A 17,964-nucleotide genomic window follows, 5' to 3' on the forward strand; every position below is an offset into this window, starting at 1 on the left:
CATTCTACTTGACGGTCACACCATTTATGGCAGCTATATTAGCAGATAGACTTTGTTTATTATCATTGATTCTGTTTCCTTATTAATTCATCCCTATCGGACGCCATTGGAGGCTGTTCCAACCAGCTATTTTTAATCATGATATTAGCTCCATCTTCAGCATACATCTGAATTTCTAAGGATAGCCTGTTATACATTGCACTAATATCTCCTCTCGGACTTAGACTGACAGCTGTACCGTAATATCCAATGCTCAAAGAAATCAAACCGGCGGTGTAGAAAATCATAAGCCTATCAGAAACGTATGAACTGTACTATTTGTAATTTCTGAATCCCAGCCCATAGGTGCGGGAAGTTTACTTTCCTCCAACTTACTTCTAAATAATTTAATATGTTTATTCCCGATTTCTAAGCCTTTTAAAAAAAATTGTTTTACATCCTTATCTTGTGCAACCTGACTAAATCCAGTTAGTGTCGCTACTCCGAGTGCATTTCTTTGGAGATTTGCAAATAAACTATCTACTTCAGCTGCTATTAATGGTCTTTTCTCCTCCAAATACATCTAACATAAACCATTGCTTTTTCACAAATTCAACCTTCTCTAAATTAGGCAAGCTGGGGGACCTAATAAATAAGCCTTTCGACAATAATAATTCTGTTGAAATTTTATATAAATTCATTGTTTCATTAAGGCAATCCATATAATAGGTTTTGATGTCATCTCTTACAGATGTTGATACACTAGCAGAATATAATGTAAGTCCAATCTTGGACATTTGGTTTATATAATTAAGTACAAAGCTGTCAGAATAAAGTCTAGGGGCAGTTAAATCAACGTCCTCTTTAAGACTAAAACCATTTGGAACTACATTTTTTTCCTCTGTTAATATTGCTGTAATACTTTTTATATGTGACTTAGATAACCCTAAAGCAAATTCAATTACAGACTTAATTTCATCATCCTCAGCTTTTTCTAAAAAATATGTAAGGAAACATATGCTTGAGCTATCATTTTGGTATTGAGCCCAGAAGTCGCTAAAGCAACAACTAATTATTATTCTTTTTCTTGTTCCACTAAACTGCCCGTTAGTCGATAAGCAAGGGGATCGACTCAGCAATCCCCGTTTTCAGAACAAGATTCATATTCTCATTTTATGTTCCGTTTTAGTCCTTAAACTTTTTGATTTAAGGTGTAGTAATTGTGATATATAATTTGTGAGCATCGGAATTCCATGTGTAAGTTTTAATGTACTCCATTAACAAGCTGCTTCATCGCGTTTAACTCCGAAGAAAGCGCCAAAAACCATTCCTTATCCCCTGTTGATAAGGCCAAGTCTAGGAGAAATTCAACTTGTGCCTTGTTGGTTACATTAGAAACAGGAAGCTTTTTAACCCGTTTACTTAAAATAGGTATGGTTTTGCCAATCGTTTGATTATTGTCACTTGTAACAACGGTTACCTTTACTACTCCTTCTATACTAGACAGTGATTCAATATAACCCATTATTAATTCTCCATCCCGTGATTCTGCCTTAATCCAATCACCTGTTTTTAAAATCGTATTATTATTGGAGAACATGCATTTCTCACCTTCTTAATTTTGTATTTTTGATTCAGAGGATATCAGCTAGATTAATCTGTAATTTATTTTATTACATTTCACTTAAAGAAGTCCGCAGTCATTTACCGGTCACTCCCGCTTGCATCTTTTTTGAAATTAATAACGTACTTAATGCTAAGCATTAGGGATTGGCTAGTCAGGCATTTAGCTTTTCTAAGTCAGTGGATAAGCCGCTTTATTTAAATATCCCATTGTTTTTTGACTTGCTCTTCTGCTATCCGTTTAATTTTTTCCCATGTCATATCTTTTTTCACGATAACATTGGTATGGTAATTTCGATCTTTATTATTTACTGTCACGAATACTTCAATCATCCGTTTTTCCTCCTTTTAAACAACATATATTAAGGTTTTAGTTTTCACTGTAAAGACTATGCATTTTGCCCTTATTTTTTCTTTTTAATTGGCCGCTTTTTGCAATTCGGTGTACAAATAGTTTCGTATCTTACGGGGCAGAAAACTACGAATTTCGTCCTCGTTATATCCAACTTGGAATCTTTTTTCGTCGAGGATAATTGGACGGCGCACCATTTTGGGATTCTCCATTATTAATTTATACAATTCATTAAGCGGAAGAGATTCAATATTTACGTTTAATTCTTGGAACGCCTTCGAATTAGTTGAGATAATCTCGCTAGTCCCCTCTTCTGTTAAGCGAAGAATCGATTTAATCTCATCGACTGTAAGGGATTGAGATAATATGTTTCTTTCAATATAGTCAATTTGATGTTCCTCAAGCCAAGCTTTTGCTTTTCGGCATGAAGCACAACTCGGTGTCGTATACACAGTCACCATACTTTTACACACTCCTTAGTGTATTTTGGCAAGTATATTTAAATGTAATAAAATATTTTACAGTTACATACTGTAAATTTAATCGTTACAGTTCATTTTGTCAATTGTAAAGTTTTGGTTTAAATATAAAATTTATATAAAAGACATTTAGTTCTTCATGAGGGGATGTAACGCCCTTAAGCAAATGCCTATGTAAAAAATGTGTAGAATAAATTTAGATCGTACTATTTCTAATAATCCAGGTTTTTAGATTTTTTTGCTTTTGTTAAGTTGGAAAAATAGGCAACCTCGCCCATACAATTACAGACGGAACAATAATAATATTTACTAGTCGATGTAAATTTACATTCGATGACGACCATTTTTCCATCCAGCTCATATACAAAAATTTTTTTGTTGTATTACCCAAGATCCCCCATAGAGCCGTTTTTTCAGAATAGTTGAATATTAACTCTATTCGTATTCAAATTTTATTTTCTCCACCAATCAGTCCCTCTTGCCACATTTGATAAATGTAAAGGCTGATTGAGATTATTGTCATTATTAGAATCCCTTCAATAGGCGATAAGTTTCCTGCAGCAGTTGTAATTTTGAGTTTTTTCCATAAAGCCCTGAAACCAAATGAATAGATACAATCTACAAACAAATTAACAACGATATAAATCCAAAATTTACGAAATGTAAAATAAAATATCCATATGGTCCCAACCAAAAAAACTCCATAAACAGTATGTGTTTGTGCTACTTTATCCCAAGAAAAAAGAGTTTCTTTATACTTCCACCAATCATACTTCCAAGCAACTTGGTACATTATTGTATTTATCACCGTTGCAAATAAGGCAACAGGCATATATCTACGAAGAGCAGAGTTGTTCAAAAAGAATAAGGAAAGCCAGGGTAATAAAAAGAAAACCCATAAAACGAGTTTTATCATATATAAAGTCTCCTTTTATTTTTATCTTGTTATATCCTTCTCAAAATCCCCTTTAACCATCCATACTATTCAATTATTCTGCCCCGTTAGCTCAATAAAAAAGGCTGCCAGATTTGACAGCCGGATCTATAATTAAAGCATTCGTTTAAGTACAATTATTTACAAACTGAAAATTCTATCAAGGGTTAAAAGAGTTAATTATCTCTTTTATCATTTATACTGTAAACATAGGCTATTCACTTGTTAATATTAACTTTCGTGTTTTGGCGTCATATATTTTATAACCATTTTCAAACATATGGTCTTTTGTAACTGTCACCTTACAATAATAAGGGATTGACTTTCCATAAGCATCAAGTGCAGGAATATCATTGAAAGTAAACATTTCACCTGTATCGAGCATATTAAAGTCCGCTTCAGAAGAACGACCTGATGAATCTATTTCGATAACACATTTTCCACTTACGACATCATATTCCTTTAGCACAACATATTTTAGGCTTGGGAGAGTCACTGCTAAAAGTAAAACACCAATTAAAAAGATTCCAAAGCTTTTACCTACACCTAATAATGGATAGTCTTTATCACGATATATAGCAATAAAGGCAAATACTGCGGCTATTACTAATAAAGCTCAAACTATGAGCATTACATAGTAAAAGAACATTTTTTTCACTTCCTATAACAATTGAATGGAATATAATATTACCAAATGATATAATTCTCCTTCCACTAAACTGACCCTTTAGTCGAATATAAAAAATAGATCGCCGCATCGATCATTCTTGAGCTCAAGCTACCCATTAGTTTAAGTGCAATTCTTCACAAACATTTTTACGAAAGTTAAAGAAGAAGTATTAAAAAAGAGAAGCTCATTTTTCTTGCTTCCCTCAACAAATCTTTTACACTGTGCTATTCAATAAAACCTTTACTTAAATTTAATACCGTAATAACGCATTGCCTCTAAACTACCTTCATATTTAAAAATTCCATTTTCAATTAATTTCCTAACCCTATATTCTAAAAAACTGTCACCGATATATTGAAAAATATGTCCATACACTTCACCGACTAATCTTGCACACATCATAAACCCCTTTTTCTTCCCAATCAGCTTCTTAGCTTTTTCGATTATAAAATCATCGTAATAGTCTTCAGCAACAACTTTTATTTCTCCGTTTTCCCATATTCTTAAAGTACCTGGATTGTTTGATAGGTCTAACCACTTTTTTTCAATATGCTTACGCTCTGCGTCAGATAAAATTTGCTTGTTCTCTTGGCTATATTTATATATGCTTTGTAACTCTTCTAAAATTATTTCACCTGAAAAAAATGGTACATACTTCTTAGCCTTTTTTTCAAACAATCTTCTATACAATGTTGCAGTATCAATGATAAAGATATTGTTTTTCATTTCCTGTAACAAATAAATTGTAAAAAGAAGAGCTGTTTGTTCATTGGCATTTTCTGATACCCATATGTAAATTGAAACATTTTCCGGAATTGTTAATAATTGAGAAATTACTCTCGGATAACTCTCTTGATAATTTTCAATTTCATATTCATCAGATAGATTCTTTTTTAACCAATCGAATCTATATGTTTGACCCTTTTCTGTATCCAAACTACCTATAGGAGCAATAGCAAAATTGTCGTGGAAAGTAATAGTAAAATCTTCTTCAAGTAAGTTTAATTCTTTTAATAGTTGTCTTAAATACGGGTATCCAAATTGTATATGAACTTTTTTGTAATTACCTTTATCAAACTGATTTTGGTTTGTGTCTTTTGGATAGAGAATTTCGTTATAAATTTCTTTAAGATCATTTGCGAACTCAACTAAAGATTCTTTTTTATCCTCCAACAATGCAATCTTAAAAAGAATAAATTGCAAGTATAACCTTACTTCCTGTTCTGGTAAGTCCTTTACTAATTTTTTTATATCGAGAATATCCACCTAAAAAACTCCTTATTTAATCTAATAAATGTACATAAAAGAAGGTGAATGAATAAAATGACTTACAATAATTATATTCAAAACATTCTAGGAGTTAATGTACGTGCACGTTTTTCTGATAAAGATATCGAGAATAATTATGAACCTTTTTTATCCCCTTTAATTCACAAACAAATAAATGGACGAGTTATAGTACCACTTAATGTTACAAAATTATGGGGAAAATAGATTATTACCTAGATTCATTTAGTCAGAGCAACATAAGATATAGAGAAGTAAAATCTTGTCCATTTTCCTTAACCATCCTTTTTAGGATGGTTTTGTATTAGTAGCAAGTTGGTATATCTCAAATACATAAGCTAATAAATATTCCGCATATTTGCTTTCATTAATAATGAAATCTGTTGCTCATCTGTCCTTGAAATCTGTTCCAGTTGATTTACAATTAACCCTTGTCGCTGCGATGAATGGTTTTGACTTAACTTTGCTTTCCCTTCTATTTTGTTGATTTTTATTTTGAATCCTTGAACTCCTTTGTTCATACCAGCGAGAAACTCAGCATCTACATCTTGCAAACTGTATGAACTGTCAGGAGCTTCGTACTTCATTACCATATCATGTAAGGAGTTCATTAGCTCATGTTCATCCTCTAATAGTTCGACTTCTCCGTAAACATGAACAGTCACAAAATTCCATGTTGGTACTGCTTTATTCGTCTCATACCAAGATGGGGAGATATAACAATGCGGTCCATGAAAAATAGCCAAGACGGTTTGATTTTTGATATCTTTCCACTGAGGATTAGGATGAGCAAAATGTCCATATAAGTATGAATTATCCTCGTTTAAAATTAATGGTAAATGAGTCGCAAAAGGCAGTCCATTATGTTGAGAAAAAAGAGTCGCAAAACTATATTCCTTCATAATGTCGAAGGCAAGTGTATCGTCTTTAATTCTAAAATGGGTAGGAATATACATGTTTTTTTCTCCTCTCAGAATCTTTTCTTATCATTAAATTTATTATTTCTCTATAAGATAACCGTTTTTTAACCACGATCCTGTTTATCAATGACAACTTCTTCATCTAATACAATCCTTCCATAAGCTATATGCCATACCATTCATTGTTTTCATATTTAATTAATTAGCTATCCAATGCTGAACATTTAGTTAGTTTTTCTTTGATAGTGATCTTTTATTGAAACGGTAGCATTTTTGCCTAGTATAACAGAAAAGAAAACAATCACTGCTATTACAAGAGTGAAAAATGTGATGGATTCATGGAGGAAAACAGTTGCAAATAGTATCATCAAAAATGGTTGTAAGTATTGAATCTGACTAACACTTGCTATTCCACCCATAGCCATTCCGCTATACCAAGCAACATATGCTAGAAATTGACTAACAACTGCGAGATAAATAAAACTGACCCAAGCTTGTAAAGGAGCATGGAGCATTTCAGTTGTTAGGCTTAGCCCAACTGGAATAATGAAAAATGGAGCACCAATCATAATCGCCCAAGCAATCACTTGCCAGCTACCTAATTCTTTCGCTAATCTCCCACCTTCTGCATAACTAAGTCCAAGTATAATCACTGCTGCTAGTAAAGCTAAATCGGCAAATTGTAATTGACCGAACCCTAGATGAAGGGCATACACAATAACAGCTAAAGAGCCGATTATACTTGAAATCCAGAATTTGAGAGAAGGGACTTCACCAGCTCTAAACATTGCAAATCCAGCTGTGGCTAATGGTAACAGTGCTAATTCCACAGCTCCATGAGAAACAGGCAAGGATTCCATTGCCCAAGAAGTGAGGAGAGGAAATCCTAAAACTGCACCAACAGCAACAAAAAGGAGACTTTTGAATTGGCGAGGAGAAGGGAGTTTTTCTTTTCGAACAATTAATACAACAGCAACTAAAATAGCGGCAACAACTGTTCTTCCTAACCCGACAACCGTGGTCCCAAAATACTCTACTGCAATTCTTGTAGAAGGGAGCGTTAAGCTAAAACAAATAACACCTACTAATCCCAACAATAATCCTAATTTCTCTTTGGTTTCTCTCTGCATCTTATCCTACCTACCTTTTTACTTCGTATTATATCTGTACCATTTTCTGCTTTTCTTAAAAAACAGTTCTGATATAATTAAAATATTAATAGGTACACACAATAAAAATAAATCATTTTTTTACCCATCTGTACCGGTACAGTTGAAGGAGGATAAATGTATGAGCTCAAAATATATCGAGATAATGGAAGAAATTAAGCTTCGGCTAACAGATGGGTCGCTTATTGCAGGGAGTAAACTCCCTTCTGTTCGTCAGCTATCTGAGCATTTTTCATGTAGCAAAAATACGGTCATTAAAGCATACGAAGAACTAGAAAAAGAGCATTTAATTTATTCTGTTCCTAAAAGTGGCTACTTTGTTGTGAATGGATTTCAAAATGCAACGAATGAAAATGACGTGATTGATTTCTTGTCTGCTGGTCCAGATAAAAACGTTATGCCTTATGTTGAATTTCAACATTGTATGAATCAAGCAATTGAACAATATAAAGAAGAGCTTTTTACATACTCTGATCAACAAGGGCTTTACTCATTACGAGTACAGTTAGTGAAATATTTGCAGAATCTACAGGTGTTCACTCAACCTGAAAGAGTAGTCGTTGTTTCTGGCTCGCAGCAAGCCCTTAATTTATTAGTTTCTATACCCTTTCCAAATGGAAAAAACAATATTCTAATTGAGCAGCCTACTTATTTCGGATTCATTGAGTCCATCAATCTACAACAAGCTACTACTTTTGGAATTGAGTTATCGATGGAAGGGATTGATCTTGATCGTCTGGAATACATTTTTCGAAATAATGATATAAAATTTTTCTATATTATCCCGAGATTTCACAATCCACTTGGACATTGTTACTCGAATAGCGAAAAGAAAAAAATCGTTGAGTTAGCTGAAAAATACGATGTATATATAGTGGAAGATGATTTTTTAGGAGACCTTGACCCAAATGCAAAATCAGATCCTTTATTTTCTTTTAATCCTTCCGGGAGAGTGATTTATATTAAAAGCTTTTCGAAAATTTTCCTCCCAGGTTTAAGGATTGCTACAGTCGTTCTTCCTACATTAATGATTAACATTTTTTTACGATATAAATTTAGTTCGGATTTTAATAGTTCAGCACTATCTCAAGGTGCACTAGAAATCTATTTAAAAAGTGGTATGTTTAATAGCCATCTCAAAAAAATAAAAGAGGTATACCATACTAAAATGCAAATCCTTCAAGAAGCCTGTGAATTATTGCTACCGGCTAATACTCATTTTTCAAAACCGACTTCAGGATTCTATCTATCCATCAGTTTGCCCGAGAATGTGACAGCAAAACAGGTAGTTCATAAGCTAAACGAGCAGCATATATTTGTTGATGATGCCTCTAGAATGTTTTTGCCAGAATATAAAAAGGAAAATCTCCTTCGATTAAGTATCTCTCAAGTGAACGAGAGTCAAATTAAACTAGGGGTAGAGTGGCTGGCTCATTGTATTGCTTTAATTAACAGTAGAAAAAATCATATTACTCCAAATAACTTTTTACTCTTTTAGTTGTAGCCTTGAAAAATTAACTTAATAAACCTTGATAAAAGAGCAAATAAAAAAGCGTGTTTGAAAAAAATTGATCAAAACACGCTTTTAATATATTCAATTGAATCATTCTTTAATAAAAGTTTGATCATTTCTGTGATCCTTATTGCATTAAAGCGCCCTTTAATTGAATAAACCACTAATAATTTTAGCAGTTATTATGGAGGAGAAAATGCACTAAAGCACCCGTTAGTGTAAGTACATTCCTTCACAATCTGAAGAAAAGCTGCCAATATGACAGCTCCGTTCCTTAATTCTTGCATCTGAGGCTTGAACAAAGCGGGCTTATATGTGATTTTTTAATCTCTTTTCCATCAGTTCTGCCATTTGTTTCGAGTTTGGATTTCCTTCATATTGTAATTTATCAATGATGTTAATATAATCCGCTTCATTTCGGTTCTGACTTAATTTATATGCAGCCTGAATTTCTCTCACCTTAATCTTAAATCCAACTATACCTTTCAGTTCACTTTCTAAGAGTTGAGGAGAAAGCTTATTCCATAAAACTGGATTTTCTCGATGTTTTTCATACTTTTCCAACATTACTGTTAATTCTTCTATTAATTCATCTTTCTCTAAAATGCTTGCTTTCCCATATACATGGACGGCTTGGTAATTCCATGTTGGAACTTCCTCATGCCCATACCAAGAAGAAGAAATGTAAGCGTGCGATCCCTGAAACATAACAAGCACATCTTCACAGGTTTCAAATGTTCTCCACTGAGGATTTCCATAAGCCATATGCCCAGTAATATAGCAATCATCACCTTTTTTATTTAACCCCAAAGGCAAATGAGTGGCAATTGGTTTCCCTTGTTCTGATGTGACAATCGTGCCAAAAGAGTTTTTTTGAACAAAATCCCAAATTTCATCAATATTTGTGACCTTAAAATATTTTGGAATATACATAATAATCCACCTTTCAAAAAAAGTTATATGAGTTTATTGGTCATTAAAAAGTCCATTTGTTCTTCATCACCCATATAAAAAGAGTGGGCTCCAGTTTGAACAAACCCCATTTTCTTATAAAAAGCAATAGCATTTTCATTTTTTTTCCATACACCTAGCCAGATTATCTTTTTATTACGTTCTATCGCAATTTCCATAGCTTTATTTAGCAGATATTTACCAAGCCCATGTTTTTGAAATTTGTTCTTTATATAAATCCTCTCGATTTCAAGTGATTCATCACCCATGTCTTCAGACTGAGCATCATTGGTGTTGACTTTTAAATATCCAGCGATTTTATTGTTAAAATAAACAAAAAAGAATTCCGAAGAAATATTGCACAATTCTTTTTCTAATTGTTTTAAGTTAAATGCCCTTTCCAAATAGTCTTTCATATTTTCGGGTGAATTCTGATGCTTAAATGTGTCATGAAATGTTTCATAACTAATTTCTTGAAGTATGTGTAAATCTTCAAGGGTGCATTTTTTTATATTTATTGTCATTTTATATATCGCTCCTTTTATATAATCAATAATTTCTCTTGTTTCCCTTTTTTACAAATTCCCAATCTTCTTCAATATTTTCTCTTACTCTAAGAAGAAGATTGAAAATGGTTTCTACTTCTCTTTCGGAAAATCCCTCTAATGCAATAGTATTGGAATAATCATTTTCTCTTTTTATAAAAGGATAGACATTTTTCCCTTTCTCTGTTGGAAAGAGTTTTTTAATTTTTTTATTATGTTGATCTTCTTTCTTTTCAATAAAGCCATTCATTTCAAGTTTTTTTATAGCACGAGATGCCGTTGTTCGATCTACTTTTATCATCTCAGCTAACTTTTCTTGAATGATTCCTTGGTTTTCACATATTCGCACCAGGTACAAATACTGCCCTTTTGTAAGGTCATATTCTTTAAATTCAATATTACTTATAGAATCTAATGCTCTTGCTATCATTCCAATTTCACGAAGAATTTCCTTCATAATTAACTCCTTAGTATAAATTTTTGTTGCAACTGCAATAAAAAATGGTATATATTAAACTTAACCTAACTTTGTTGCATTTGCAACAAAAAAATAATGATAATGAGGTTGAGTAAAGTGAAATATGTTTTTTATGTATTAGGAATTTTAATATTAACCCTTGGTATTTCTTTCACTATACAATCAGATCTTGGAACCTCGCCTTTTGATGCACTTTTGGTAGGATTGTTCGTAAATGTAGGGCTTACTGTGGGAAGTTGGGAACTAATAATAGCTTTAATATTGATATGTGGTAATTCATTATTAAAAAGACAAAGACCAGAAGTTTTGGGATTGTTAACAGCATTTATAACGGGTATTGGTATTGATATGTGGCTTTTTTTATTGCACAATTTGATAGCACCTGAACTATGGTATAGCAAAGTTGTTTGTTTTATTATCGGCTTAGTTGTTATAGGATTTGGAACAGCAATTTATTTACACACAAATTTTGCCCCCATTCCAGTTGACCGATTAACATTAATCATACAAGAATTAACTAGAACAAATATATTTCTTTCGAGAACATTCGTTTACCTCGTATTCTTGATAATGGCAATGATTTTTAATGGACCACTTGGCATTGGAACTTTATTAACCGTTTGTTTAGGAGGGATAATACTCAATTACTTCATGCACTTTACTAAAAAAGTAATAGATCGCATATTAACACACTCTAGTACATCACCAAATTATCATAAAGACAAAAACCATTCAATATAGAATGGTTTTTGTTATTCTTGTTCCACTAACCTGCCCGCTACTTGAATAAGAAAAGCCGCCGAGAATGGCAGCTGAGCCTAAACTCAAGCACCCTTTAGTTGAATAAGACCTATTGTGGAAGATTTGTAAGTTCAAAGAAATCAGGTTCTGGTTTCATCAATTTTGTACCTTTTTCTGATTGAAAATAAATTTCTTTTTCGTTTTCATATTGAACCTTTATACTCATATCCCCAAAATCAATTACGCTTGTTTTTTCACGAGGTGATACTTCTTCATTCCAATCAATAGCTTCGTTAATAAAACCAACAATTTTCTCTATTTTAATCTCATCTTTAATTTCAGAACATTTTTCATCCGTTGAACTTTGATAAATGCAAATGCTTTCTGGAACATTATTAATCCAAGTTGTTGAGTTAAATATTGGGGTTTTATCGAAAATCACCTTTAAATTAACCTGCCCCGTTAGTGGAGCAAGAAAAAAGGCTGCCGCAGCAACCAGTTCTTAAAGGAAAGCAACCGTTAGTTTAACAAACAATAGGGATTTGGTAACTATTATTCATTAATTTCATTAGAAAAAAGCAAACCGCTGCAATTAATAAATTAGGTAATCCTATTAACAATATAGAATTAGTTTGTGAAAATCTTTGTTTTCTATCTTCTTTTGATTCAGATTGTAGATTTCTACCCAACCTATCCCCATCCAAGAATGCTCCAGATAACAAAGCTCCTAATATCAGTGAGATAATTCCGACAGCCCCTGTGATTTTATACAATAAAGTGTAATTGCTTGAAAACATTGAAATTAGAAAAGCGACCACCACGATACTAATTCCTATAATTAATTTCTTCATAATTAACACATCCCTATGGTTTTTTTGTTAAATTCCAATTAGTTTACATTTTTAATTATAACATTTTCAGAATTTTATAAATACAAAAATTCCCACATAACTTCTTAAACCAATCTGCTTGTTAGTTACAAGAAAAAGCTGCCATAATGACAGCTCTGATCTACAACTCTTCCACCCGTTAGTTGAAGAGTGGGGAATAGATTATTAAAAGAGCTCCTAATAAAATAAGACCAACAATAATAATTAATCCATTACTTAAATCTAATACGACACCTAAAATCACCCATACGAAATAGAAAATTTTAGTTTTTGTACTTTCATTTTTATAATTTTTATAAGCTTCTTTAATAAACCACCCTAAAATGATACTTCCGCCAACAACTAATATAATACCAATAGCCACTATTTTCATAATTGTACGGTTTTCTTACTCCTTTTAAGGAATTTATATACCTGTTAGTTTGTCACTGTTCCACTTCAACTACCTTGCCCATTAGTCCAACAACAAAAAGACTTCTGCAACGATCATCATTTTTAATTAACAAAGCACCGTTAAATAAGTAATTTTTCGCAAAAAAAAAAATAGAGCTTATAGCTCCTGTTAGTATCAGCTCCGCCTACGCTGAATACCGTGATGACCACCATTGTCGTCCGACCTAATTACATTATATTTGAAAACGCTTACAATTGTAAAGGTATTTGCTCAGTGTCTTCAAATAAAAAAATAGGGCTTGCTACGACGCAATCCCAATTTCAACAAAAGCACCCGTTAGCTTAATAAGAACTCCGATTAGCTAGTTTTTCACTATAATCTTATCACCTTTTTGAGTATATCTTAACGGTTCATTCAACTGGTTTGGATGCAGTATTTTATAATACTGTTTGAATGGCTGTGCAATATCAGGTTCATCAATGAAGGGAAAATAATCCACATTGAATTCACGAGTCGATGTAAAAGCCTAAAAGCATACTGACTATTAAGCAAAATATGAATCCTTTTATCTTTAACCTTAATAATACACTCGTAAAAACTCTTTCCTGGTTCACCACCAATAAAGTCCAATACTTTTGAACCAAACAAAGAGTAACATATTTGTTTGAATTTATTCTCTTTAACCGATGGTGCTGGTTGAAAACCTGTAATTCCTGAACACAGAATTAACATACACAAAACCCCTGATCATAAAACCTGTATTCCACTATCCTGTCCCTTTAAAAAAATGCCGCCAAGTCAGCTGCTGTATCTTCAACTCAAGCACCCGTTACTTTAAGTACATTTTTCACAATCTTTTATCAAGGTAAGCATTTAGGAAGTTCTGTTTATGATTCAAAAAGAATGAACCTCTTATTTCTTTTCGACCATTGATAACAGGATTTTTTCCATCTCTTCCTTTGTTAATAAGTCTGCTAGTATAGAGATTTTAATTCCTTTTTCTGGCACGATTAATCTCATACCTTGAATATTAGTATCATCAGAATGTTTAAAATCCAGTTCAAAGCCTTTTAAAGTATAAGAATCTGTATATTGAAAATCCCATCCGCTTAACAAGTCTTTTTGTCCTATTTTTTCCTGAGTAATAGAGAGTCCAGATTCACCCTTTTGATATTCCAATTTAACCGAAGGGTCTTTACGGAAAAAACCTGTTTTCGGGCGTATGGTTGTTTCTTTATATGAATACCCTTCTGGAATATATGCTGGTTTAAGAATCGGAAACTCTACTGATTTTGCCAAGACTTTTTGTTCATAATTTTTTAACTCAGAACTTATTTCATCAAGCCTCCTTATTTTTTCATTATTATTCAAATAATCATCTGATTTAAGTATCTCTCCCTTTTCAACATAAAAACAAAAATTAAGAAATTTTCCCAACCATATTCTCAGTTCAACTACAATATAATAGAATTGGACTATGGCTTGTCTATATGTTTTTTTGAAGGAAACAACATATAATTTTCCCAACCCTCACAATAACCCTATCACGGTATAATGGAGTAGGACAATTAAATATCCAAATGTTGGAAGGTTGGATATGATGAAAAAGTTGAAGGTGTTAAAGGGGTTAGTCTCTACTGTTGCATTAGGATCTTTATTAACTTTTTCCACAACAGCGGCTTTCGCAACGAACGAGGTGAAAAAGGAAAAGGACGGTCATTTAGTAATCGAGGCCATCCACTATAATCCACCTATTGAAGAAGATTTTCAGGACGTCACAGATTCAGGCGGTATAAATGCGTACTATGTTCCCATACTGGTGATGAGTACGAATACTACTCAAAGTCACTTTACAAGAGCAAAGATTGGGGAACTACCATCACAAATAATAGTTCCACGGTTGATAGTGTATCAAGGACCGTTTCCAGAACGAAGTTTGCAAATGGTGCGGTTGGAGCTTCCTACGAAACAAAAGCAAACTTTGGATTGATCCAGGGAAAACTTAATATCACTGCGGAGGTATCGTTCGGAACATCTTCATCAGTGTCAGTTACATACACATTCAATCTTCCGGCATATACCACTACCACTATCTCTACAGGCTCTCAGGCGGTTTCTACAGCAGGAAACATTGTTCATTACAGCAATGGAGTGAAGACTTCCAGAAAGGCCGTAAACGCTAAATACTTCTATGATGATTATGCAGATAAGGTTTCTAAACCTTTATAAAACTATTTTAGTCAAAGGATGAAAAGTGAAAAAACTAATCTATGCTTTCTTATTAGTCATGTCCCTTGTGATTTCCGGCTGTTCAAATTTGGAGCCCCAACAGGATGTTAAGGCACAAGCTGAAACTGCAAAACCTGCAAAATCGGAACAAGTTCAGGTGAAGAAGGATCCTGACTCTGTTACGGAGTATCAAAATGAAATAAATGGTGTGAACCTAAAGAACGGTATTCTAAAAATCACTAGGAATGGAAATATCGTGAAGCTTGATATGGATGTTCAGTTTTCTGGTGAACTTAGAAACCTAATGAATAGTACAAAAAATAAATTCGGTTTCACCTTTCTTGAAGTGACTGGAAAGCATAGATTAGCTGAAATCGTGACAGTTTGGGGAACTCCAACAGACGGGCAAGCAGCCATATCGAATCTTCCTGAGTCTGGAGGAATTTATCACTTACAGCAGGAACTTAAGTTAAAGGACAATATTACCTCGGACGAATTGAATTATGTTACTTCTCCCACGAATTATATGTTCGCTACCATAAATGAAAACAAGCAGGTAGTAGCTGCAACTATGGGATTGGATGCGGGGACCATCCAGAAATAAGTCACTTTAAGTGGCTTATTTTTTTATTAAGGGAGAGTAGTTCATGAAGAATTTTGGTAAATTAAAACATTTTGTGTAATTAATAAACCCTGTAAGAAATTTAAATTGTGTTTAACATAATCTCCTTCAGTACCTTCCCCAATGAAAAATACAGATTTGATTTCTCCGTTCAACTTTATATGATGTCCGTTCTGATTTAAAAAATCTTCATTAATTTTTTCTTCCTGTATCCATATTTCCGCCATTTAAATACCTCAAAGAATTAAGATTTTATATAGCTATTATATCGTTCTTTCCTAAACAGATACACAGTTCTTGTTCAACTAAACTGCCCTTATCTACAGTATGATTTTCTACCGTATTCAACGTAAGTAAAGATAGTAAAAATGCCAGTTTTTTATCTTTGTAGAAGCATTATCTACAGTAAGTATTTATAGTTTTCAATATTAACAAACATAGGACTTTACTTGGAGGGGTGGGTATGATAGGCTTGGATGCCTGATGAAACAACTGCTTCAGCCTTTCAAGACAAATCGTACCTACAGAGGCTCCAAGACAAGTCTTTAAACGCTTATCTTTGGATATATATAAACAATGATAAAAGGTGCATCACATCAACGTTTTTTTGCTGATACTGTATATAAAACTTACGTTACTTTAATAAGAAAGGTGATTACCATTTGGTTCAGTAATCACCCCTTGGCATTTCTATTCAATAAAATTTATTTTATTTTCTTGACACCATTCAATTGCAATTTGTTTAAAAATCTCGTCACGGTATGAATACCATTGTTCTTCCAGTTCAAAATCTATTATTTTATCCTTAAATCTTCTAAAGGCACCCTTTCCCTTAATTGCTCTTAATAAGGAGTCCTGCTTTCGTTGATCACTTACTGTTAGGCAAAAGTTTTCCATTATTTCATATTCATTCACTTCATATTTAGTAGGTAACTCTATATAATTTTCAAAGTTCTCAACCACATCAATTGCAATCATTCTATTCTCTTGTTCCCATTCCGGTAAATGATCAAATGGTTTTTCGTCTTCAACTGCTCTCAAGTCCTCCGATGTTACTAACACTATTTCACCCGTTTTAATATTTAGTAATGAACGTGACTCTTCAAACTGTATTTCCATTTCCTCAATTATATCTTTCAGTTTGACTTGTATAGTCATTATTAGATCACCTTTTGATATTTTTTAGTAATGCACCCGTTAGTTGAACAAGTTAATGTACCTATTGTTTAATTTTTTTAGCTACATAATCACCGTAAAAGTATGAGTTATCTAGATCATCATATTTAGGTGTAGCAATTATAGTATATTTACCATTTTCATCAACTTCAAATAAAGCTACATTATTATACTCCCATCCTACGAAATGATCAGGATTTGAATCATCTACCGACATATCAATGTTGTATATTCCTTTAGTTAATACCCCACTTTGTTGAAAGTCCACTATTAAATCCTTAGCTTTTGGAATAGGATGTTTATTTTTATTCATGTCAAATTCAAATAAAAAATTCACCACACCTATATACCTCGAATTATAATTTTCACGCCGAGGATCACTTGGTTTCAATGTAGGTAAAAGAGCATTGGTATCAATCTTTTGGGTCCTTTTAAAATCTTCTAATAATTCTTGAGAATATACCATATTTAATTCAATATTATCGAAAGGGAACATGTAGGCAGGTTCTCCATCCTCAATAACAACTTTTTGAGGATATTTTACTAAACCATACTTTTTTATTATTTTATTAATCGTGTGAATAACTTCAGGATGCTGCTCTATATATGCACCTTAGAACATTTCTAAATAAAAATCATCACTTGATTCTTGAACAAATTTATAGATAATACTTTTATCCTGATGAGTCTCCTTTTCAAAAGTAAGACTTGGATACGCTGAGTACGGTTTATCTATTCTTAAATGAGTATCGTAATTATCATCTACCAAGAAATTGTTTTCTGCTGTTATAATTTGAAACTCCTTTTTAAATCCATAATTAGTTTTTAGATAATCTTGAACTGGCTTTTTTAAATCATCTTTAGAGACACATCCATTTAGAATTAGGATTGAAATACTTACTAAGATGATTTGAGTCAATTTTTGAATATTCATCAATCCTCTATCCTACCTTACTTAAATTATTATTAATAATTATATCATTCCTTATTAAACTCCCTCAGTTTAATACGA

General features: G+C 32.7%; 22 protein-coding genes and 2 pseudogenes. 4 read left to right on the plus strand and 20 right to left on the minus strand.

What is annotated here, in order from left to right; translation table 11 throughout:
- Nucleotides 1-62: 62 nt before the first annotated feature.
- The 10 genes and pseudogenes from J7E67_RS32425 to J7E67_RS26120 form a co-directional block, all read right to left on the minus strand.
- A pseudogene (locus J7E67_RS32425) lies at nt 63-562 on the minus strand (DUF3231 family protein).
- On the minus strand, nt 525-1,118 hold the full coding sequence (locus J7E67_RS31590; RefSeq protein ID WP_251027013.1) for a DUF3231 family protein: 594 nt from the start codon (nt 1,116-1,118) through the stop codon (nt 525-527). The pseudogene J7E67_RS32425 and the gene J7E67_RS31590 overlap by 38 nt, the downstream one beginning before the upstream one ends.
- A 125-nt stretch (nt 1,119-1,243) precedes the next feature.
- Entirely contained in the window at nt 1,244-1,579 is a 336-nt protein-coding gene (locus tag J7E67_RS26085; protein WP_214733108.1) for an IDEAL domain-containing protein, read from the minus strand.
- Nucleotides 1,580-1,800: 221 nt separating this feature from the next.
- Nucleotides 1,801-1,935, minus strand: coding sequence for a BA3454 family stress response protein (locus tag J7E67_RS26090; protein ID WP_214733109.1), 135 nt, complete (start codon nt 1,933-1,935; stop codon nt 1,801-1,803).
- A gap of 84 nt (nt 1,936-2,019) precedes the next feature.
- Nucleotides 2,020-2,415 carry a transcriptional regulator SpxA gene (gene spxA / locus J7E67_RS26095; RefSeq protein ID WP_214733110.1) on the minus strand — a complete coding sequence of 132 codons (396 nt, stop codon included), beginning with the start codon at nt 2,413-2,415 and terminating at the stop codon, nt 2,020-2,022.
- 463 nt (nt 2,416-2,878) lie between these two features.
- Nucleotides 2,879-3,349 carry a hypothetical protein gene (locus tag J7E67_RS26100; protein ID WP_214733111.1) on the minus strand — a complete coding sequence of 157 codons (471 nt, stop codon included), beginning with the start codon at nt 3,347-3,349 and terminating at the stop codon, nt 2,879-2,881.
- A gap of 232 nt (nt 3,350-3,581) precedes the next feature.
- Nucleotides 3,582-3,863: a hypothetical protein gene (locus J7E67_RS26105; RefSeq protein WP_214733112.1), complete on the minus strand. Its 282-nt coding sequence runs from the start codon at nt 3,861-3,863 to the stop codon at nt 3,582-3,584.
- A 414-nt stretch (nt 3,864-4,277) separates the two neighbouring features.
- Nucleotides 4,278-5,303 carry a DUF1835 domain-containing protein gene (locus J7E67_RS26110; RefSeq protein WP_214733113.1) on the minus strand — a complete coding sequence of 342 codons (1,026 nt, stop codon included), beginning with the start codon at nt 5,301-5,303 and terminating at the stop codon, nt 4,278-4,280.
- A gap of 359 nt (nt 5,304-5,662) precedes the next feature.
- Nucleotides 5,663-6,280 carry an FMN-binding negative transcriptional regulator gene (locus J7E67_RS26115; protein ID WP_214733114.1) on the minus strand — a complete coding sequence of 206 codons (618 nt, stop codon included), beginning with the start codon at nt 6,278-6,280 and terminating at the stop codon, nt 5,663-5,665.
- A gap of 188 nt (nt 6,281-6,468) precedes the next feature.
- Entirely contained in the window at nt 6,469-7,374 is a 906-nt protein-coding gene (locus J7E67_RS26120) for a DMT family transporter (protein WP_214733115.1), read from the minus strand.
- 160 nt (nt 7,375-7,534) lie between these two features.
- On the opposite strand from J7E67_RS26120, the gene J7E67_RS26125 reads away from it, so the two are divergent.
- The gene (locus J7E67_RS26125) at nt 7,535-8,911 is read left to right on the plus strand and encodes an aminotransferase-like domain-containing protein (protein WP_214733116.1); all 1,377 of its coding nucleotides are present in this window, start codon (nt 7,535-7,537) and stop codon (nt 8,909-8,911) included.
- A gap of 324 nt (nt 8,912-9,235) precedes the next feature.
- On the opposite strand, the gene J7E67_RS26130 is transcribed toward J7E67_RS26125, so the two are convergent.
- From J7E67_RS26130 to J7E67_RS26140, 3 genes are read right to left on the minus strand one after another with little or no spacing between them, the layout of a single operon-like run.
- On the minus strand, nt 9,236-9,859 hold the full coding sequence (locus J7E67_RS26130) for an FMN-binding negative transcriptional regulator (protein WP_214733117.1): 624 nt from the start codon (nt 9,857-9,859) through the stop codon (nt 9,236-9,238).
- 23 nt (nt 9,860-9,882) lie between these two features.
- Complete coding sequence (paiA, locus tag J7E67_RS26135) at nt 9,883-10,401, minus strand: spermidine/spermine N(1)-acetyltransferase (protein ID WP_214733118.1); 519 nt, start codon at nt 10,399-10,401, stop codon at nt 9,883-9,885.
- A gap of 25 nt (nt 10,402-10,426) precedes the next feature.
- The gene (locus J7E67_RS26140) at nt 10,427-10,879 is read right to left on the minus strand and encodes a MarR family winged helix-turn-helix transcriptional regulator (RefSeq protein WP_214733119.1); all 453 of its coding nucleotides are present in this window, start codon (nt 10,877-10,879) and stop codon (nt 10,427-10,429) included.
- 117 nt (nt 10,880-10,996) lie between these two features.
- Here J7E67_RS26140 and J7E67_RS26145 point away from each other — a divergent pair, with 117 nt between their 5' ends.
- Nucleotides 10,997-11,641 carry a YczE/YyaS/YitT family protein gene (locus J7E67_RS26145; RefSeq protein ID WP_214733120.1) on the plus strand — a complete coding sequence of 215 codons (645 nt, stop codon included), beginning with the start codon at nt 10,997-10,999 and terminating at the stop codon, nt 11,639-11,641.
- Nucleotides 11,642-11,750: 109 nt separating this feature from the next.
- Here J7E67_RS26145 and J7E67_RS26150 read toward each other — a convergent pair whose 3' ends face one another.
- The 4 genes from J7E67_RS26150 to J7E67_RS26165 all read right to left on the minus strand — a co-directional run bounded on the left by J7E67_RS26150 (nt 11,751) and on the right by J7E67_RS26165 (nt 14,362).
- Complete coding sequence (locus J7E67_RS26150) at nt 11,751-12,083, minus strand: hypothetical protein (RefSeq protein WP_214717722.1); 333 nt, start codon at nt 12,081-12,083, stop codon at nt 11,751-11,753.
- 82 nt (nt 12,084-12,165) lie between these two features.
- Nucleotides 12,166-12,492, minus strand: a complete 327-nt coding sequence (locus J7E67_RS26155; RefSeq protein ID WP_214733121.1) for a DUF5316 domain-containing protein — start codon at nt 12,490-12,492, stop codon at nt 12,166-12,168.
- Between the two features lie 178 nt (nt 12,493-12,670).
- Entirely contained in the window at nt 12,671-12,904 is a 234-nt protein-coding gene (locus J7E67_RS26160; protein WP_214717718.1) for a hypothetical protein, read from the minus strand.
- Between the two features lie 933 nt (nt 12,905-13,837).
- The gene (locus J7E67_RS26165; protein WP_214733122.1) at nt 13,838-14,362 is read right to left on the minus strand and encodes a hypothetical protein; all 525 of its coding nucleotides are present in this window, start codon (nt 14,360-14,362) and stop codon (nt 13,838-13,840) included.
- A 160-nt stretch (nt 14,363-14,522) separates the two neighbouring features.
- Between J7E67_RS26165 and J7E67_RS26170 the strand changes: the two genes are divergently transcribed.
- Nucleotides 14,523-14,915, plus strand: a complete 393-nt coding sequence (locus tag J7E67_RS26170; protein WP_214733123.1) for a hypothetical protein — start codon at nt 14,523-14,525, stop codon at nt 14,913-14,915.
- 264 nt (nt 14,916-15,179) lie between these two features.
- Complete coding sequence (locus J7E67_RS26175; protein ID WP_214733124.1) at nt 15,180-15,758, plus strand: hypothetical protein; 579 nt, start codon at nt 15,180-15,182, stop codon at nt 15,756-15,758.
- Between the two features lie 41 nt (nt 15,759-15,799).
- On the opposite strand, the gene J7E67_RS26180 is transcribed toward J7E67_RS26175, so the two are convergent.
- The 3 genes and pseudogenes from J7E67_RS26180 to J7E67_RS26190 all read right to left on the minus strand — a co-directional run bounded on the left by J7E67_RS26180 (nt 15,800) and on the right by J7E67_RS26190 (nt 17,889).
- On the minus strand, nt 15,800-16,003 hold the full coding sequence (locus J7E67_RS26180) for a hypothetical protein (RefSeq protein ID WP_214733125.1): 204 nt from the start codon (nt 16,001-16,003) through the stop codon (nt 15,800-15,802).
- A gap of 463 nt (nt 16,004-16,466) precedes the next feature.
- Nucleotides 16,467-16,934: a UPF0158 family protein gene (locus J7E67_RS26185; RefSeq protein ID WP_214733126.1), complete on the minus strand. Its 468-nt coding sequence runs from the start codon at nt 16,932-16,934 to the stop codon at nt 16,467-16,469.
- A 61-nt stretch (nt 16,935-16,995) separates the two neighbouring features.
- Nucleotides 16,996-17,889 (minus strand): annotated as a pseudogene (locus J7E67_RS26190) (hypothetical protein).
- Nucleotides 17,890-17,964 lie beyond the last annotated feature (75 nt).

This window comes from Bacillus sp. ISL-46 (assembly GCF_018613205.1).